The following is a 17,258-nucleotide window of genomic DNA, read 5'->3' as shown; positions in this document are numbered from 1 at the left end:
TGTAGCCCCTTTTTTCTGCCCCTACATGTGGAAGGTTCCCGTGACTCAGAAGCCCGACCAGTGTCTTGGTGAATGGATCGACCGTGAAGCACTCGCAGAAGCGATGATTCCGCTTATCGGCCAGCTCTACCGCAACAACAATGTGGTGAGCTCGATCTATGGCCGCAGCCTGATCAACCGGTCAGTCATCGCGATTCTCAAAGCCCACCGCTTTGCTCGCCATCGCCAGTCCGACGACAGTGAATTGTCTGTCCACGAGACTTTCCCCCTGCTTAAAGCCATGAGCGAGCTCAAGCTCGGCGCTGCTTCGGTAGACCTGGGCAAACTGGCGGTCAAGTTCAAGACCCAGGGCAACGGCCGTACCGCCGAGCAGTTCGTGCGTGAAGAGCTGGCCGATGTGGTTGGCCAGCAAAACGCGTCGGCGCGCAAAGGCACTGACGTGGTGTTGTACGGCTTCGGTCGTATCGGCCGCCTGCTGGCGCGCATTCTGATCGAGAAAACCGGTGGCGGCGATGGCCTGCGCCTGCGTGCCATCGTGGTCCGTAAGGGCGCCGAGAATGACCTGGTCAAACGCGCCAGCCTGCTGCGTCGCGACTCGGTCCATGGCCCGTTCGACGGCACCATCACGGTCGATGAAGCCAACAACACCATCACCGCCAATGGCAACCTGATCCAGGTGATCTACGCGAAGAACCCGACCGAGGTGGATTACACCCAGTACGGCATCAAGAACGCGTTGCTGGTGGACAACACCGGTGTATGGCGTGACGCCGACGGCCTTGGTCAGCACTTGGCGTGCCCGGGCGTTGACCGCGTTGTGCTGACCGCGCCTGGCAAGGGCAAGCTCAAGAACATCGTGCACGGCATCAACCACGGCGAAATCACCGCCGACGACAAGATTATCTCGGCCGCTTCCTGCACCACCAACGCCATCGTGCCGGTGCTCAAGGCAGTGAACGACAAGTTCGGCATCGTCAACGGCCACGTGGAAACGGTTCACTCGTACACCAACGACCAGAACCTGATCGACAACTTCCACAAGGGCGATCGCCGTGGCCGTAGCGCCGCGCTGAACATGGTCATCACCGAAACCGGTGCGGCCACCGCAGCGGCCAAGGCCCTGCCAGAGCTGGCCGGCAAGTTGACCGGCAACGCGATCCGCGTGCCAACGCCGAACGTGTCGATGGCCATTCTCAACCTCAACCTTGAGAAAGCCGCCACCCGCGAAGAGATGAACGAGTACCTGCGCTACATGGCGCTGCACTCCGATCTGCATAAGCAAATCGACTACGTCAATTCGCAGGAAGTGGTATCCACCGACTTCGTTGGCTCGCGCCACGCCGGTGTGGTGGACGCTGAAGCGACCATCACCCAGGACAACCGCGTTGTCCTGTACGTGTGGTACGACAACGAGTTCGGCTACAGCTGCCAGGTCGTACGCGTGATGGAAGACATGGCCGGGGTTAACCCGCCTGCCTTCCCACGCTAAGCCCAGGGTTTAGCCGCTGTTGAAAACGCCCCGACTGGTTCGGGGCGTTTTTGTTTGTGCCGTTCGTGGCGGGCCCATAAGGGCTGGTCTGTTTTGCAAGGGGAGGGGGGAAGTCGTGGGGCGAATCACGATGGCAGGGGTTTTTCTGGCGTTGGCCGTTGTTGCGGGCTGCGGCCCGGACGAGTCGTTGCAGCGCTTCGGCGGCCCGACCATGGGCAGCACCTACAGCATTCAGTATGTGCAGCGCGGTGGTGTGCCTTCAGTGGGTGAGGTGCAGCGGCAGGTGGGGCGGATCCTCGCTGAGATCGACGAGCAGATGTCCACCTACCGCAGCGATTCGGACATCGAGCGCTTCAATGACTTGCCCGCCAACAGCTGCCGCGCGATGCCGGCGCCGGTATTGGAATTGGCGCGGGTCGGCGAGCAGCTGTCGGCTCAAAGCAATGGTGCTTTCGACTTGACCATCGAGCCCTTGCTCAACCTGTGGGGCTTCGGGCCGCAGTCGCGGGGCGAGCAGGTGCCGGATGCCCAGGCCCTGGCGCAGGTCCGCCAGCGTGTCGGTCACGTTCATTTGCGCATCGAGGGCGAGCAGTTGTGCAAGGACGCGCCGGTGCAGGTGGACTTCAACAGCATCGCCGCCGGCTACGCAGTGGACCGCATTGCCACGACGCTCCAAGGGCTGGGCATCGGCAGCTACCTGGTGGAAGTCACCGGTGAACTCAAGGCTGCCGGCCACAAGCCTGATGGCTCGCCTTGGCGGGTGGCCCTGGAAGAACCTCGGGATGACCAGCAAGTGCTGGAACGTATCATCGCGGTCGATGGCTTCGGGGTGTCCACCTCGGGGGATTACCGTAAATACTTCGAGCGCGACGGGCGCCGCTACTCTCACACCCTGGATGCCCAGACCGCCGCGCCAATCCAGCATGCCCTGGCCTCGGTGACGGTGCTTCACCCGCAAGCATTGATGGCGGATGGCTTATCGACATTGCTTTTGATTCTCGGGCCGCAACGGGGCTGGGAATATGCAGAGAAAAACGCCATCGCCGCATTTTTTGTGATTCGTGCCGATAACGGTTTTGTCACCCGCAGCAGCGCGGCGTTTGAGCGCATGAGCACAAACCTGGCCCCTTGACCTTGATGTAGTGCAGGCAAAAGTAGCCTACGACACGACCAAGGGTTAATGTGCGCGGCGTTGAGGCTTCTATAGACTGTGTCCGGGTTCTAGCTTGACCCCCAATTTGTTCCTTCATGCCGCTGGCCGCGGCATGATTTAGCCGCAGGCGCCGCAGTGGTGCCTCGGCCTGTTCTGAGGAGTACGCATGGCTGTCTACAACTACGACGTGGTGGTGCTGGGTTCCGGCCCTGCTGGAGAAGGTGCGGCAATGAACGCCGCCAAGGCCGGCCGCAAGGTGGCGATGGTTGACAGTCGCCGTCAGGTCGGCGGCAACTGCACCCACCTGGGGACCATCCCGTCCAAGGCCTTGCGTCACTCGGTACGGCAAATCATGCAGTTCAACACCAACCCGATGTTCCGGGCCATTGGTGAGCCGCGCTGGTTCTCGTTCCCCGACGTACTCAAGAGTGCCGAAAAAGTCATCTCCAAGCAGGTGGCGTCCCGCACCGGTTATTACGCCCGCAACCGCGTTGACCTGTTTTTCGGCACCGGCAGCTTTGCCGACGAGCAAACGGTGGAAGTGGTCTGCGCCAATGGCGTGGTGGAAAAACTGGTGGCCAAGCAGGTCATCGTTGCCACCGGGTCGCGCCCGTATCGCCCGGCCGATATCGATTTCCACCACCCGCGTATCTACGATAGCGACACCATCCTGAGCCTGGGCCACACGCCGCGTAAGCTGATCGTGTACGGCGCCGGCGTGATCGGTTGCGAATACGCCTCGATCTTCAGCGGCCTCGGCGTGCTGGTGGAACTGGTGGACAACCGTGGCCAGTTGCTCAGCTTCCTGGACTCGGAAATCTCCCAAGCCCTGAGCTACCACTTCAGCAACAACAACATCACCGTGCGCCACAACGAAGACTACGACCGGGTCGAAGGCGTGGACAACGGCGTGATCCTGCACCTCAAGTCCGGCAAGAAGATCAAGGCCGACGCCTTGCTCTGGTGCAACGGCCGTACCGGCAACACCGACCAGTTGGGCCTGGAAAATATCGGCATCAAGGTCAACAGCCGTGGCCAGATTGAAGTGGACGAAAACTACCGTACCGCGGTGCCGAACATCTACGCCGCGGGCGACGTGATCGGCTGGCCGAGCCTGGCCAGTGCCGCTCACGACCAGGGCCGCTCGGCCGCTGGCAGCATTGTCGATAACGGCAGCTGGCGCTTCGTCAACGACGTGCCGACCGGGATCTACACCATTCCGGAGATCAGCTCGATCGGTAAAAACGAGCAGGAGCTGACACAGGCCAAGGTGCCGTATGAAGTCGGCAAGGCGTTTTTCAAGGGCATGGCTCGGGCGCAGATCGCCGGTGAACCGCAAGGCATGCTCAAGATTTTGTTCCACCGCGAAACCCTGGAGGTGCTGGGGGTTCACTGCTTCGGCTACCAGGCTTCGGAGATCGTGCACATCGGCCAGGCGATCATGAACCAGCCGGGCGAACTCAACACGCTGAAGTACTTCGTCAATACCACGTTCAACTACCCGACCATGGCCGAAGCCTATCGGGTAGCGGCGTACGACGGTCTCAACCGGCTTTTTTGAGCGGCTCCGGCCGGTGGCCTGAGCCGGCCGGGGAGACCGATTTCAGCTATTCCCAAGGGTGGCAGTGGCCAAACCGGGAAAGTCTGTAATCAGGCTATCTACGCCGAAGTCGGCGAGCCTGCGCATCAGCGCGGGTTCGTTGACGGTCCACACCGACACATGCAACCCCTGGCGCTGGGCCTTTTCCAGGCGTTCAGGGGTGCAGAGTGTCCAGTTCAACGCCAGAATCTCGCAACCATAGCCCTGGGCGACCTTCAGCGGGTCGAGCCAGGCGTACTCGGCTACCAGCCCCCGGGACACGTCCGGTGTGAGGTCCAGGGCGGCCTTGAGCACTTCCCGCGAGCCTGAGGTGATGGTGACCTTGTCCAGCAGGCCGAAACGCTGGGCCAGCTCCCGAATCGCCAGCACTGTGGTGGCCGCGCGGGTGCGTGATGCGCTCTTGACCTCCAGTTGCCAGTGCTCGAAATCGCATTGCTCGAACAACGCCTCCAGGCGCGGGATCGGACAGGGCGTGATCCAGCCCGGGCCACCCTTGCGCGCGTCGTAGCTGGTCAGGTCGGCAGCCGAATGCTCGGCCACTTTGCCGCGCCGGTCGGTGGTGCGCTTGAGGGTCGGGTCGTGGATCACCATCAGTTCGCCGTCGCGCGACAGGTGCAAGTCCAGCTCGCAGCGGCGCACGCCGTGCTTGAGGCACTGCTGGAAACTGGTCAGGGTGTTTTCCGGTGCTTCGCCCTTGGCGCCGCGATGGCCGTAGATGAGGGTCACGTTTATTCCTTCTGGGTGACGGACGATTCGTTCTGTTCCCGGGCCAGGCGTCGTTCCTGGGCCTGTTTTTGCAGGATGTAGCGTGCCAGCAACTGGCGTTGGGCGTCGCTGATGAGCTCGAACTCGGTGCCGACCTCGAACTGCGGCCCTTTAGCGGCACAGTGGGTGACCCGGGCGCGTAGCAAAAGGCCCAGGGCCTGGGGCATCAACACGAGCTTCACCGACAGCGCGGTGCCGAGGGCAAACGCATTAGGGGCGCTGAATTCGATGCCGCCCTCGGAAATCACCACCGGTTGCGGTTCGCCGATCTGCCCGAGCACGGTCAGGGCCACGACCTGGCTGAGCAGATCAATGCGTTTGTTAAGCACTTTGAGGTAGCTGGCGGTGTTGCGGTCGCGTTCGCTGATTTGCCGGAGTAGGTGTTGCGACTCGAACTCGCTCAGGTGCAGTTCGCTGAGTAGGTTGAACAGGGGTGACGCATCCTGCAACACATCCTGGCCCGCGGCTTCGGGGGCGGACAGGGGCCGAATTTCCAGTGCGATCGTGTCCTCGATACGGTAGTATTCGCGGCGATCTTCTTCATCTAATGTCGACATGGCGAACCCATGGTAGCGGCGGTGGTCTGAGTGTAAAGCTGGTTATCGACCCCCGCCACAAGGACGTTCCTTTTCCCTCCGAACAAGCCCCGACATGTTCAGACCTCTCTTCGTATTTATTGGCACGCGTTATACCCGCGCCAAGCGTCGCAATCATTTTGTATCGTTCATTTCCCTGACTTCGATGATCGGGCTCGCCTTGGGCGTGGTCGTGATGATCGTCGTGCTGTCGGTGATGAACGGTTTCGACCATGAGATGCGCACCCGCGTGCTGGGCATGGTGCCCCACGCCACCATCGAGTCCGGCGAGCCCATCGGCGACTGGCAAAGCGTGGCCGCCAAGGTCAAGCAGAACCCGCAGGTGCTGGCGGTGGCGCCCTTTACACAGATGCAGGGCCTGCTGACCAACAACGGCAAGGTGCAGAAAGTTCTGCTCAATGCCATCGACCCGGCCCAGGAGCGGCAGGTGTCGATCATCGATCAGTTCATGCAGCAGGGCCAGCTCGATGCGCTGGCCCCCGGCAGCTTCGGCATCGTCATCGGCGACAAGGCCGCCGCCAAGCTCGGCGCCGTTATTGGCGACAAGCTGACCTTCGTCGCCCCGGAAGTCACCGTGACGCCGGCGGGCATGTTCCCGCGCATGAAGCGCTTCACTGTGGTCGGCATCTTTCATGTCGGCGCCGGTGAGATCGACGGCTACCTAGGCCTGACCAACCTCACCGACCTGGCGCGTCTGCACCGCTGGCAGCCGGATCAGGTGCAGGGCCTGCGGCTGAAGTTCGACGACCTGTTCCAGGCCCCGCGCACGGCGTGGAACATCGCCCAGCAGTTGGGCGAAGACCGCTACTACGCCCGCGACTGGACCCGCTCCCACGGCAACCTCTACCAGGCCATCCGCATGGAAAAAGCCATGATCGGCCTGCTGTTGCTGCTGATTGTCGCGGTGGCGGCGTTCAACATCATTTCCACCCTGGTGATGGTGGTCAACGACAAGAAGGGTGACATCGCGATCCTGCGCACCCTCGGCGCCACGCCGGGGCAGATCATGGCGATCTTCATGGTCCAGGGCACGGTGATCGGTGTCGTTGGCACCTTGATCGGCGCCGTAGTGGGCATGTTCGCGGCGTTGAACGTCAGCGCGGCCATCGCCGGTGTCGAAAGCCTGATGGGGCACAAATTCCTGAACGCCGACGTGTACTTCATCGACTACCTGCCTTCGCAACTGATGGCTCAGGACGTGTTGATGGTCTGTGGCGCGGCGTTGGTTCTGAGTTTTCTCGCCACCCTGTATCCGGCCTGGCGTGCGGCACGCACCCAGCCTGCGGAGGCGCTACGTTATGAGTGAGTCGGGCATGAGTGAAAAAGCAATCCTGAGCTGCCGCAACCTGGGCAAGTCGTATGAAGAAGGGCCGGAATCGGTGGTGGTGCTGTCCGGCCTGCAACTGGAGCTGCACCCCGGTGAGCGGGTGGCGATTGTCGGTACGTCCGGTTCGGGCAAGAGCACCTTGCTCAACCTGCTGGGTGGCCTCGATACGCCCACCGAGGGCAGCGTCTGGCTGGCCGGCGAGGAGTTGTCGGCCCTGGGCGAAAAGGCCCGTGGCCAGTTGCGCAACCGCTCTTTGGGCTTTGTCTATCAGTTCCACCACTTGCTGCCCGAGTTCACGGCGCTGGAAAACGTCTGCATGCCGTTGCTGATCGGCCGCACCGCGATCCCCGAGGCGCGCCAGCGTGCCACGGCGTTGCTTGAGCGCGTCGGCCTCGGCCATCGCCTGGAGCACAAGCCCTCGGAGCTGTCCGGCGGCGAGCGCCAGCGTGTGGCGATTGCCCGGGCGTTGGTGAACAAGCCGGGGCTGGTGATGCTCGACGAGCCTACCGGCAACCTCGACTCGCACACCGCCCAGGGCATCCAGGACCTGATGCTGGAACTCAGCACCTCGATGCGCACCGCGTTTCTGGTGGTGACCCACGACATGAACCTGGCCCGGCAGATGGACCGTGTGTTGCACCTGCAGGAAGGCCGCCTGAGCGCGATCTGATTCAGCACCCGGCGCGTTGCCGGGTCGTTCACTTTTTTACGGTGCCTCGCCCATGTTCAGACCGTTATCGATCTTTATCGGCACGCGCTACACCCGCGCCAAGCGGCGCAACCGGTTTGTCTCGTTCATCTCGATGACCTCCATGATCGGCCTTGCCCTGGGCGTACTGGCGATGATCGTGGTGCTGTCGGTGATGAACGGTTTCCAGCGGGAAATGAGCTCGCGCATTCTCGGTATGGTGCCCCATGCCACCATCGTCGGCGTCAACCCGATCGACGACTGGCAACCGGTGGCCGCTGCCGCCCTGAAAAACCTCGAAGTCACCGCTGCGGTGCCGTTCACCGAGATGGAAGGCATGCTCTCCTACAAGGGCGCCATGCAGCCGATCCAGATCAGCGGCGTTGACCCGGCGCTTGAAGGCCAGGTGTCCATTGTGGCCAAGCACATCGTCCAGGGGCGCCTGGATGCGCTGCAACCGGGTGAGTTCGGCGTGGTGGTAGGGGAAATCACCGCGCGGCGTTTTCGCCTCAATGTCGGCGACAAATTGACCCTGATCGTGCCCGAAGTCAGCAGCGCACCGGGCGGCATTACACCGCGCATGCAGCGCTTGAATGTGGTCGGGGTGTTCAAGGTCGGCGCCGAGCTGGACGGTTCCATGGCGTTGATCCACGTGGCCGACGCCGCGCAGATGCAACATTGGCAGCCCAACCAGGTGCAAAGCGTGCGCCTGGCGGTGAAGGACCTGTACGCCGCGCCCAAGGTATCGAGTGACGTGGCCGCGAGCCTCGGCGCCGCCTACCGGGCCGATGACTGGACCCACACCCAGGGCAGCCTGTTCAGCGCGATGAAAATGGAAAAGACCATGATCGGCCTGCTGTTGCTGATGATCGTTGCCGTCGCCGCGTTCAACATCATTGCCACGCTGATTATGGTGGTGAACGACAAGGGCGCCGACATCGCGATCCTGCGCACCATCGGCGCAACACCGCGGCAGATCATGGCGATCTTCATGGTCCAGGGCACTGTGATCGGGGTCGTCGGCACCTTGATCGGCGGCATCCTCGGGGTGATCGCGGCGCTCAACGTAAGTGAGTTGGTGGGTTGGCTGGAACGGGTTTCTGGGCAGCACATCTTCAGTTCCGACGTGTACTTCGTCAGCAACCTGCCCTCGGAACTGCAAGGCGCGGACGTGGCGCTGATCTGCGGCGCGGGTTTCGTCCTGAGCTTTCTGGCGACGGTGTACCCGGCCTGGCGCGCGGCGAAAATCGAGCCGGCCCATGCGTTGCGTTATTCCTAAGCCCTGACGCGCTGGAGGAGCCTGCGCTATCGCGAGCAGGCTTCTCCAGCGCAACATCGCCTCCCACCGTCAGGCGTCCGTTCTAACTTACGCCTGCTTATGCAACTCGATCACAAAGCGCGTCCAGCCGTCCTGCGACTCGCAACGAATCTGCCCGCCATGGGCGCGGATGATCGATTGGGTAATCGCCAGCCCCAGCCCCGCATGTTCACTGCTGCCTTCGCGGCGGGCAGGGTCGGCGCGATAGAAGCGGTCGAACAGGCGCGGCAGCAGCTCGGGCGGGATGCCGGTGCCGCTGTTTTCTACGCTCAGGCGCAGCTCTTTGCCCGTATCCGCGATCAGCACCCGCACCTCGCCGCCGGCGGGGGTGAAGCGTAGGGCGTTGTCCAGCAAGTTGGAAAAGGCCCGGCGCAGCATGTTGCGATCCCCGGCGAACGGTGCGCTGCCTTCGCGGCTCAGGGCGACCTGGGCGTCTTCGGCCAGGGGCGCGAAAAACTCCAGCAGTGCATCAATTTCCGCACCCAGGTCCAGGGCCTGATGCTTAGGGGTGAGCAAGCCGTGGTCGGCTTTGGCCAGGTACAGCATGTCGTTCACCAGTTGCGCCATCCACTGCAACTCTTCGAGGTTGCTGTGCAGCGCCTCGCGATAATCCTCCAGGCTGCGCGGTCGGGTCAGGGTGACCTGCGTGTGGGTCAGCAGGTTGGACAGCGGCGTGCGCAGTTCGTGGGCGATGTCGGCGGAGAACGCGGACAGGCGTTGGAAGGCGTCGTCGAGGCGCCCGAGCATGGCATTGAAACTGTGGGCCAGGTCCGCTAGCTCCGCCGGCATTTGCGCGTCTGGCAGGCGTTGGGCCAGGGAGTTGGCAGAGACGCTGGTCGCCACCTCGCTCATGCGCCGCAGCGGGCGCAAACCGCTGCGGGCGGCCCAGGCCCCGAGCAGCGCCGTGGCCAGCGCCGACAGGCCGACCGTCAGCCAGATCAGGTGCTGCATGCGTTGCAGGAAGTGCTGGTGGTGGGTGATATCCAGCACCAGGCTCAGGCGCGGCGAATTTGCCTGGTGGGTTTGCAGCGCCGTGTTGTAGACCCGGTACGCGGTGCCAGCGCTGTCTAGGCTGTGCAGCCCGGGCGCGGTCGGCAGGTCTGGGGGAAGGGCGGCGCTGTCGAACCACCGCTCGCCTTGGGCGCTGCGGATGTGCAGCGCCAAGTCCGGTTGATGATTGAGTTCATCTCGCAGCCGGCCGAGGCGTTCGTTCAACTGAGCGGGGCTTTCGGCGCCCTCGAGGATGCTGCGCAGCGCCACCAACTTGCTGTCCAGCAGTTGCTGGTCGAGTTCGATGAAATGGCCCTCGCTGGCGCGGCTGAACAACACCCCGGCCAACAGCGATACCACCGCAGTGCACGCGGCGAACAGCAAGGCCAAACGGCCGCTCAGGGATAAGCGACCCATCACGGTGCGCGCTCTTCGAGGACGTAGCCCATGCCGCGCACGGTGTGGATCAGCTTGTTTGGGAACTCATCGTCGATCTTCAGGCGCAAGCGGCGGATGGCGACTTCGATCACATTGGTGTCGCTGTCGAAATTCATGTCCCAGACCTGGGAGGCGATCAGGGATTTGGGCAGCACCTCGCCCTGGCGGCGCAGGAACAATTCCAGCAGGGCGAACTCCTTGGCGGTCAGGTCGATGCGCTGGCCGTTACGCTCCACGCGGCGGCGGATCAGGTCCAGGCGCAGGTCGGCCAGTTGCAGGCAGGTGTCCTGCGGCGCGGCGCTGCCACGGCGCAACAGGCTACGCACCCGGGCCAGCAGTTCGGAGAAGGCGAAGGGCTTGACCAGGTAGTCGTCGGCGCCCAGTTCCAGGCCATGCACGCGGTCTTGCACCGCGTCCCGGGCGGTGAGGAACAGCACCGGGGTATCGAGCCCGGCGCTACGCACAGCCTGGAGAATTTCCCAGCCGTCGCGCCCGGGCAACATCACATCGAGAATCAGCAGGGCGTAGTCGCCGGTCAGGGCCAGGTGCTGGCCGGTGGTGCCGTCGGCCACCAGTTCGGCGTTGAAACCGGCCTCGCTCAGGCCTTGGCGCAGGTAGTGCCCGGTTTTTGGTTGGTCTTCGACAATCAGCAGTTTCATGGGCAACCCGTGGTCAGTGGCGTCAAGCGTTATACCGCGTCTGGCGGCGCGGGCAGGCAAGCTGACAAAGTTGTCATCTGAGCGTCAGTTTGCTGGCAGCGGCGCGGCGCTAGAGTTTCCCACAAGCTGAACCTCATCTTGTTGGAGTGTGACCATGTTTTTGCGAAATCCCCTGTGGCTGGCCGGTTGTCTGTTGCTCGTGAGCTTTCCAGTCTGGGCCTCGCCCGCCCATACCTACGACTTCGGCCAGCCCGCGCCGGCGGCCAGCGCCACGCGCAGTATCGAGGTGGTGATGGGCGACATGACGTTCAACCCAGCCTCCCTGAGTATCAAGGCCGGTGAAACCGTGCGCTTCGTGCTGGTCAACAATGGCCGCTTGCTCCATGAGTTCAACCTCGGCGATGGCGCCATGCACGCCCGCCACCAGCAGGAAATGCTGCAAATGCAACAAAGTGGCCAACTGACCCCCACCGCCATGAAGGCCATGGACCACGCCAGCATGGGCCACGGCCAAATGAAGCACGACGACCCCAATAGCGTGCTGGTGGAGCCGGGCAAGACCGGCGAACTGACCTGGACCTTCAACAAGGCCACGGACCTTGAATTCGCCTGCAATATCCCAGGGCATTACCAGGCCGGGATGGTGGGCAAGCTCAAAGTCGGCCAGTAAGCACGGCGTGGATAAACCCGATAGAATCGTCGGGTTTTTTCAGTCAGGTTTCCGCCATGCATCCCGCAGCCGAACATTCGCCGCTGGGCAAGTCCAGTGAATACATCAGCACCTACACACCTTCCTTGCTGTTCCCGATCCCTCGTGCGGCGAAATGGGCCGAGCTGGGCCTGAGCGCCGAGACCCTGCCGTATCAAGGTGTGGATTTCTGGAATTGCTTCGAGTTGTCCTGGCTGCTGCCGTCGGGCAAGCCGGTGGTGGCCATTGGCGAGTTCAGCGTCCCCGCCGATTCGCCGAACATCATCGAATCCAAGTCGTTCAAGCTGTACCTCAACTCCTTGAACCAAACGCCGTTTGTCGATCAGCAGGTGTTGCAAACGACCTTGCAGGCTGACCTCTCGGCCGCCGCCGGCAAACCGGTGGGCGTACGTATCCGCAGCCTGGCCGAGGTCGAGGCCGAAGGCGTCGTCGCCTTGCCCGGCGTGTGCATCGACGATCTGGATATCAGCGTCAGTAACTACGAGCAACCGCGCCCGGAGCTGCTGCGCTGCGACGCTGCGCGGGTGATCGAGGAAAGCGTGCACAGCCATCTGCTCAAATCCAACTGCCCGGTCACCCGCCAGCCGGATTGGGGTAGCGTCGCGGTCGAGTACCGCGGTGCGGCCCTGGACCACGCCAGCCTGTTGGCGTACCTGGTGAGTTTTCGCCAGCACTCCGACTTCCACGAGCAGTGCGTGGAGCGGATCTTCCTCGACCTGCAACGCCTGCTCAAACCGGAAAAACTCACGGTGTACGCCCGCTACGTGCGCCGCGGTGGCCTGGACATCAATCCCTACCGCAGTACCGAGGCGGTAACGCTGCCCAACGCGCGCCTGGTGCGCCAGTAAACAAAAGCCCCGCACAGAGCGGGGCTTTTTTGTGGCCAGTGTCAATCAGAGCTTGGCGGTGAGCAGGGCTTCGAGCTTTTCCTGGTCGCGGGCGAACTGGCGGATGCCCTCGGCGAGTTTCTCGGTGGCCATCGCGTCCTCATTGGAGGCCCAGCGGAACTGGCTTTCGCTCAGGCTCTGGCGGGCTTCGCCAGTATTGCCGGGGGCCAGTTTGCGTTCCAGTTTGCCGGTGTCGGCGGCGAGTTTTTCCAGCAGGTCGGGGCTGATGGTTAGGCGATCGCACCCGGCCAGTTGCTCGATCTGATTGAGGTTGCGAAAGCTCGCACCCATGACCACGGTCTGGTAGCCATTGGCCTTGTAGTAGTTGTAGATGCGCGTCACCGACTGTACGCCCGGGTCATCGGCGCCGGTGTAGTCACTGCCGTTGGCTTTTTTGTACCAGTCGTAGATCCGGCCCACGAACGGCGAAATCAGGAATACCCCAGCGTCGGCGCAGGCCACGGCTTGGGCAAAGGAAAACAGCAGGGTGAGGTTGGTCTGGATGCCTTCGCGCTCCAGTTGTTCGGCAGCACGGATACCTTCCCAGGTAGAAGCGATCTTGATGAGCACACGATCGCGGCCAATGCCGGCTTTTTCATAGAGTTCGATCAAACGATGGGCACGCTTGAGCATGGCGTTCGTGTCGAAGGACAGGCGCGCATCCACCTCGGTAGAAATACGCCCCGGGATCACCTTGAGGATTTCCTGCCCTACGGCCACCGCAAAACGGTCGCTGGCCAGGCCGACGTCACCTTTGCAGTCGCTGACGCAGGCATCGAGCAATGGGGCATAACCGGCAATCGCCGCCGCTTTGAGCAGCAACGAAGGGTTGGTGGTGGCGTCTACCGGTTTGACGCGCGCGATAGCCTCGAAATCGCCCGTGTCGGCGACAACGGTGGTGAACTGCTTGAGTTGATCCAGCTTGGAAGTCATGTGCGTGCTCTATCCGGTGGGTTCGACGACATTACCCGAGGGCCGGCAGCCACTCAAGGGTACTGATTCATAACGCCATCACGGTCGCCAGGGCCGTGGCGCCATGAAGCCATCCTGACGGATTCGATGCTCAATCGCGCCGCAGGTTCAATACCGGTGCAGCCTAACGGCCTTCGAGCAACTGCGCCGCCTGGTCCAGCAAAACCAGAGGCTCCTTCGCCTTATGGATGTCCACCGACAGCAACTGGCGGAACCGCCGCGCCCCGGGGAACCCAGTGCCCAGGCCCAGCACGTGGCGAGTGATATGGTGCATGGCCCCGCCAGCCTCCAGATGCGCCGCTATATAAGGACGCAACTGCGCCAACGCCTGTGCCCGGGAAACCACCGGTGCCGTGCTGCCGAACAATTGCTGGTCCACCTCGGCCAGCAAATAGGGGTTGTGATACGCCTCGCGGCCGAGCATCACACCGTCGAAGCGCTGCAGGTGCTCATGGCAGGCCTCCAGCGTCTTGATCCCGCCATTGAGAATGATCTCCAGCTCAGGGAAATCAGCCTTCAACTGCGCCGCCACCTCATAACGCAGAGGCGGGATATCACGGTTTTCCTTGGGCGACAGCCCTTCCAGAATCGCAATCCGCGCATGCACAGTAAAACTGGTACAGCCGGCATCCCGCACCTGGCCGACGAAATCACGCAACTGTTCATAGCTGTCGCGGCCATTGATACCAATGCGATGCTTGACCGTCACCGGAATCGACACCGCGTCGCGCATTGCCTTCACACAATCAGCCACCAACGCCGGGTGCGCCATCAGGCACGCGCCGATCATATTGTTCTGCACCCGATCACTGGGGCAGCCCACATTCAAGTTCACCTCGTCATAACCCGCCGCCTGCGCCATCCGCGCACACGCCGCCAAATCCCCCGGCACACTGCCGCCTAACTGCAGGGCTAACGGATGCTCAGCCTCGTCATGGCGCAAAAACCGCTCATGATCGCCATTAAGCAACGCGCCCGTGGTGACCATTTCGGTGTAGAGCAGGGCGTTTTTGGATAAAAGGCGCAGGAAAAATCTGCAATGACGATCGGTCCAATCCATCATCGGGGCAACGCTAAAGCGTCTGGACAGCTCGGGCCTTGTGTTTGCTGCTCTGGAACGGGGTTCTTGTGCCATTTTGCTCTACGTCTTTACAGCATGTTTTGGGGCGTTTTCAGGCGGTGTCAGCCATATCGCCCGGGTTCGGACTAAACGCGACGGGTTGCAAGTCTACCAAGAGAGCTAGGGCTTCGCCCGCGCAAGACCGAAGTCAGTGGTGAGTTGGTGATAATGAACTGGGAGCCGGCGGCGTTGGGGGGGCTGATGATCCTGGATACGGGTCTGATCTGCTTGCTATGTGATTTTGGTAGAGCCTTACTGTGGTCACGCAAACGAAGGACAAAACCGATGGAAACGGCTGACCAATACATGAGTGTTTCCCCCTCTGAAGTACTTGCCGCAGTGGCTCGCGGGGAAGTGGATCTGAACGAATTGGCCAGGGTTGTATTGGCTGGCCGGGGCCTGGATCAGCAGGCGAGGTGGGTGGGTTTTAAAGAGGCTGCTCGGCTTCAGGAACACGGATACTAACCTGAAGATTGTAATGGTATGTGCAAGAGCAGTGGATCTGCTCTTGGCAGTGATGTTAAGGGGGAGGGGATTTCTGGGAGGGCGTTAAAACCAGTCACTGTAGATGACTGGTTTGTACTCTTCAATTTGTCCAGTTCATATATTGTCCTATGCCCCAAGTCACAAACATAAAAGCCACGCTGAACGCCAAAAAACCGTACTGGCGGGTGATTGTTTTTTTTAGTTTTTTGGGAAAGTTTTCAATGTCGCTGAGATCGGCTCCGCCATCTCTCAAGTAGAGTTTTGGAGCCGTCAAAATGCCAGAGACAGCTCCCATCATAAACAGTCGTCCGAATGGATCATTTCCCATTAGTGGTCTTCTGATTTGAATGGCGCGGCAGTTTGAAAGGTGTTTTAGGATTTCATCCATCTTGGTGTAGCTGGTGTGCAGCCATAAACCCAAAGATAAAAATACGGATATGAACATAAGTGTCAGGCTATAGAAATATAAGTTAGGCAAGGTCACTGGCTCATTAAGTAAAGTTGTTCGCCATAAGTTTCGCCGACAGCTTCTCCAATCTTTCCCCCTGCTAGCGAAGCGCCGCCTACGACGACAAGCCCACAGATAATACCGCCGACAACAAATGTTCCTGCGCCAATTGCTGCACATAGGGTGGTAGATGCTGCACCGGAAACCAATGCACCGGCTATTGCTCCGCCTGCCAATCCTCCCGTGAATTTTCCGCTTTCTGTGAATTTCACCTTTTGACAGTCCTTCTCCCGACCCACCTCACAAGCCTCCTGAACTTTCAGCACCGACGCGGATGCCCCCAGGCCAATGCCAATCCAGCCGCCTGCATTTATGTACTTACTGGCCTTGGCGACGCCATCAATGTGGGTGGAATACCCCGGAATACTTCCCGGTGCCCCTGCTTTGCTCCAATGGTGCACCAGGCTACGGCTAGAGATGCCCAAGGCGTTTTTCAGCTTGGGGTGATCGGGTATCCCCACACCCTTGCGCACAAGCGGGCCAAGGCTATTGTCCAGTTGAGACATTAAAAGTTTTCGGTGCGCAAAGAACTCGGAGGTTTGCAATTTTCCATGTTGTTGGAATATTCGCTGATGCAGCGCCTCTAGTTCCGTTAAGGTCAATTTCAAGTTGTCCAAGTGCTTTGAAAACATGACCTCTCCAATACCGATGGCCGTTGCTCCCTCGGATAGAAAGTGTTCAATCTCGTCGTGATGGCGCGCCATAAAAGTCGACTCATCATCACTTAGCGGCTCCAGGGCATTGTTGACCCTCTTCGCAGCCTCCATCAGTAGCGATTCTTCTCGGGTGCACTGGAAGTTCTGTGGGTCACTCAATACAACCATTTGGCCGGGCTTGGCGAAGCTCGACAGATGGGGGTTCAGCGTGCGGAACTTAGCCAATACTGCGGCATTGGGTTGTGGGAACAGAAGCGCCTCTAATTCTGCTCGAGGCATTGGGTTTTGCACGATGTGGAAGCCTGGTTCCGCAGCTTCAGTCGGTGTTGCAGTGGGTGTTTTGGACGCTGATGTAGCGCCCGCAAACCTTTGGGGCGGCAGCTCTCGAATCAAGTCGCCCTGGTAATCGCCGGCGTTCATGGCCTGTGTCCAACTGCGCGACGCCTCCTGGGCCTGGGCGGCATGTTGCGGGGCGATAGCCGTGAGGCTTTCCTCCACGCTCATCCTGCTTTGCGTCGCTAGCAGTCGGTTGCTACCCAGAGGGCAGCCGCATTGCACGACATGCCCTTCGCTCGCCACCGCCAGCCCGCCAACCGTAAAGGAGTCATGCCCCTCAGCGATGTAACCCACGGTCTTACATCGTGGGCACGTCACCAGATCGCCAACCCTGGCGACCGGGGGACCGTACAGGGTCGTGGATGCCGCTGAAAAAACCACTTTCCCGCCAGTGGTGGTCGGGTCTCCCTCTCTGACAACGTAGTACTCCATGGCCTGAATTCAACACATAAGTGCAACGCTCACCCCTGCATAAACTTCGTACGGCGTCTTCCAGCCCAGGCGTTTTCGCGGGCGTAAATTGATCTTCGTTACCACGCGACTGACCGCCTCGACGGTCAG

The 17,258-nt window shown here is 61.2% G+C and carries 16 protein-coding genes and 2 pseudogenes; 8 read left to right on the top strand and 10 right to left on the bottom strand.

From position 1 onward, the window contains the following. The first annotated feature begins 25 nt into the window (after positions 1 to 25). The 3 genes from AC19YR_RS05275 to sthA all read left to right on the top strand — a co-directional run bounded on the left by AC19YR_RS05275 (position 26) and on the right by sthA (position 4,203). Entirely contained in the window at positions 26 to 1,489 is a 1,464-nt protein-coding gene (locus AC19YR_RS05275; protein ID WP_500597453.1) for a glyceraldehyde-3-phosphate dehydrogenase, read from the top strand. Positions 1,490 to 1,619: 130 nt separating this feature from the next. Beyond that, on the top strand, positions 1,620 to 2,621 hold the full coding sequence (locus tag AC19YR_RS05270) for an FAD:protein FMN transferase (protein ID WP_500597452.1): 1,002 nt from the start codon (positions 1,620 to 1,622) through the stop codon (positions 2,619 to 2,621). Between the two features lie 187 nt (positions 2,622 to 2,808). Next, entirely contained in the window at positions 2,809 to 4,203 is a 1,395-nt protein-coding gene (gene sthA, locus AC19YR_RS05265) for a Si-specific NAD(P)(+) transhydrogenase (protein ID WP_095107648.1), read from the top strand. A gap of 42 nt (positions 4,204 to 4,245) precedes the next feature. Here sthA and AC19YR_RS05260 read toward each other — a convergent pair whose 3' ends face one another. Next, on the bottom strand, positions 4,246 to 4,968 hold the full coding sequence (locus tag AC19YR_RS05260; protein WP_500597451.1) for a glycerophosphodiester phosphodiesterase: 723 nt from the start codon (positions 4,966 to 4,968) through the stop codon (positions 4,246 to 4,248). A gap of 2 nt (positions 4,969 to 4,970) precedes the next feature. Then, positions 4,971 to 5,564, bottom strand: coding sequence for a PilZ domain-containing protein (locus tag AC19YR_RS05255; protein WP_500597449.1), 594 nt, complete (start codon positions 5,562 to 5,564; stop codon positions 4,971 to 4,973). Positions 5,565 to 5,658: 94 nt separating this feature from the next. Between AC19YR_RS05255 and AC19YR_RS05250 the strand changes: the two genes are divergently transcribed. The 3 genes from AC19YR_RS05250 to AC19YR_RS05240 are packed head-to-tail and all read left to right on the top strand — an operon-like array spanning position 5,659 to position 8,897. Further along, a complete protein-coding gene (locus AC19YR_RS05250) occupies positions 5,659 to 6,909 on the top strand; it encodes a lipoprotein-releasing ABC transporter permease subunit (protein ID WP_095107651.1) in 1,251 nt (416 codons plus the stop codon). 7 nt (positions 6,910 to 6,916) lie between these two features. Next, positions 6,917 to 7,600: a lipoprotein-releasing ABC transporter ATP-binding protein LolD gene (lolD, locus tag AC19YR_RS05245; protein WP_176465057.1), complete on the top strand. Its 684-nt coding sequence runs from the start codon at positions 6,917 to 6,919 to the stop codon at positions 7,598 to 7,600. 52 nt (positions 7,601 to 7,652) lie between these two features. Further along, positions 7,653 to 8,897, top strand: coding sequence for a lipoprotein-releasing ABC transporter permease subunit (locus AC19YR_RS05240; protein ID WP_500597446.1), 1,245 nt, complete (start codon positions 7,653 to 7,655; stop codon positions 8,895 to 8,897). 87 nt (positions 8,898 to 8,984) lie between these two features. Here AC19YR_RS05240 and AC19YR_RS05235 read toward each other — a convergent pair whose 3' ends face one another. Next, entirely contained in the window at positions 8,985 to 10,343 is a 1,359-nt protein-coding gene (locus AC19YR_RS05235) for a heavy metal sensor histidine kinase (RefSeq protein ID WP_500597444.1), read from the bottom strand. Next, complete coding sequence (locus AC19YR_RS05230) at positions 10,343 to 11,023, bottom strand: heavy metal response regulator transcription factor (RefSeq protein ID WP_095107655.1); 681 nt, start codon at positions 11,021 to 11,023, stop codon at positions 10,343 to 10,345. The genes AC19YR_RS05235 and AC19YR_RS05230 overlap by 1 nt, the downstream gene beginning before the upstream one ends. A 154-nt stretch (positions 11,024 to 11,177) precedes the next feature. On the opposite strand from AC19YR_RS05230, the gene copI reads away from it, so the two are divergent. Together copI and queF are read left to right on the top strand one after the other, a co-directional pair. Then, positions 11,178 to 11,693, top strand: a complete 516-nt coding sequence (gene copI / locus AC19YR_RS05225; protein WP_095107656.1) for a copper-resistant cuproprotein CopI — start codon at positions 11,178 to 11,180, stop codon at positions 11,691 to 11,693. A 56-nt stretch (positions 11,694 to 11,749) separates the two neighbouring features. Next, positions 11,750 to 12,580 (top strand): NADPH-dependent 7-cyano-7-deazaguanine reductase QueF, encoded by an 831-nt coding sequence (gene queF / locus AC19YR_RS05220; protein ID WP_500597442.1) that lies wholly within the window; start codon positions 11,750 to 11,752, stop codon positions 12,578 to 12,580. A gap of 45 nt (positions 12,581 to 12,625) precedes the next feature. On the opposite strand, the gene tal is transcribed toward queF, so the two are convergent. The 6 genes and pseudogenes from tal to AC19YR_RS05190 form a co-directional block, all read right to left on the bottom strand. After that, positions 12,626 to 13,552 carry a transaldolase gene (tal, locus tag AC19YR_RS05215; RefSeq protein WP_500597440.1) on the bottom strand — a complete coding sequence of 309 codons (927 nt, stop codon included), beginning with the start codon at positions 13,550 to 13,552 and terminating at the stop codon, positions 12,626 to 12,628. A gap of 163 nt (positions 13,553 to 13,715) precedes the next feature. Continuing rightward, positions 13,716 to 14,726 (bottom strand): tRNA dihydrouridine(20/20a) synthase DusA, encoded by a 1,011-nt coding sequence (dusA, locus tag AC19YR_RS05210; protein ID WP_500597438.1) that lies wholly within the window; start codon positions 14,724 to 14,726, stop codon positions 13,716 to 13,718. Between the two features lie 571 nt (positions 14,727 to 15,297). Continuing rightward, positions 15,298 to 15,675, bottom strand: coding sequence for a hypothetical protein (locus AC19YR_RS05205; protein ID WP_500597436.1), 378 nt, complete (start codon positions 15,673 to 15,675; stop codon positions 15,298 to 15,300). 2 nt (positions 15,676 to 15,677) lie between these two features. Beyond that, complete coding sequence (locus AC19YR_RS05200) at positions 15,678 to 16,781, bottom strand: hypothetical protein (RefSeq protein WP_500597544.1); 1,104 nt, start codon at positions 16,779 to 16,781, stop codon at positions 15,678 to 15,680. A gap of 126 nt (positions 16,782 to 16,907) precedes the next feature. Next, positions 16,908 to 17,129, bottom strand: a pseudogene (locus AC19YR_RS05195) (PAAR domain-containing protein); the annotation flags it as partial. 9 nt (positions 17,130 to 17,138) lie between these two features. After that, positions 17,139 to 17,258, bottom strand: a pseudogene (locus tag AC19YR_RS05190) (IS30 family transposase); the annotation flags it as partial.

Source organism: Pseudomonas sp. MF08817, assembly GCF_059862705.1.
The sequence above is the reverse complement of the archived record's forward strand: the minus strand, read 5'-3'. Positions and strand labels throughout refer to the sequence as shown.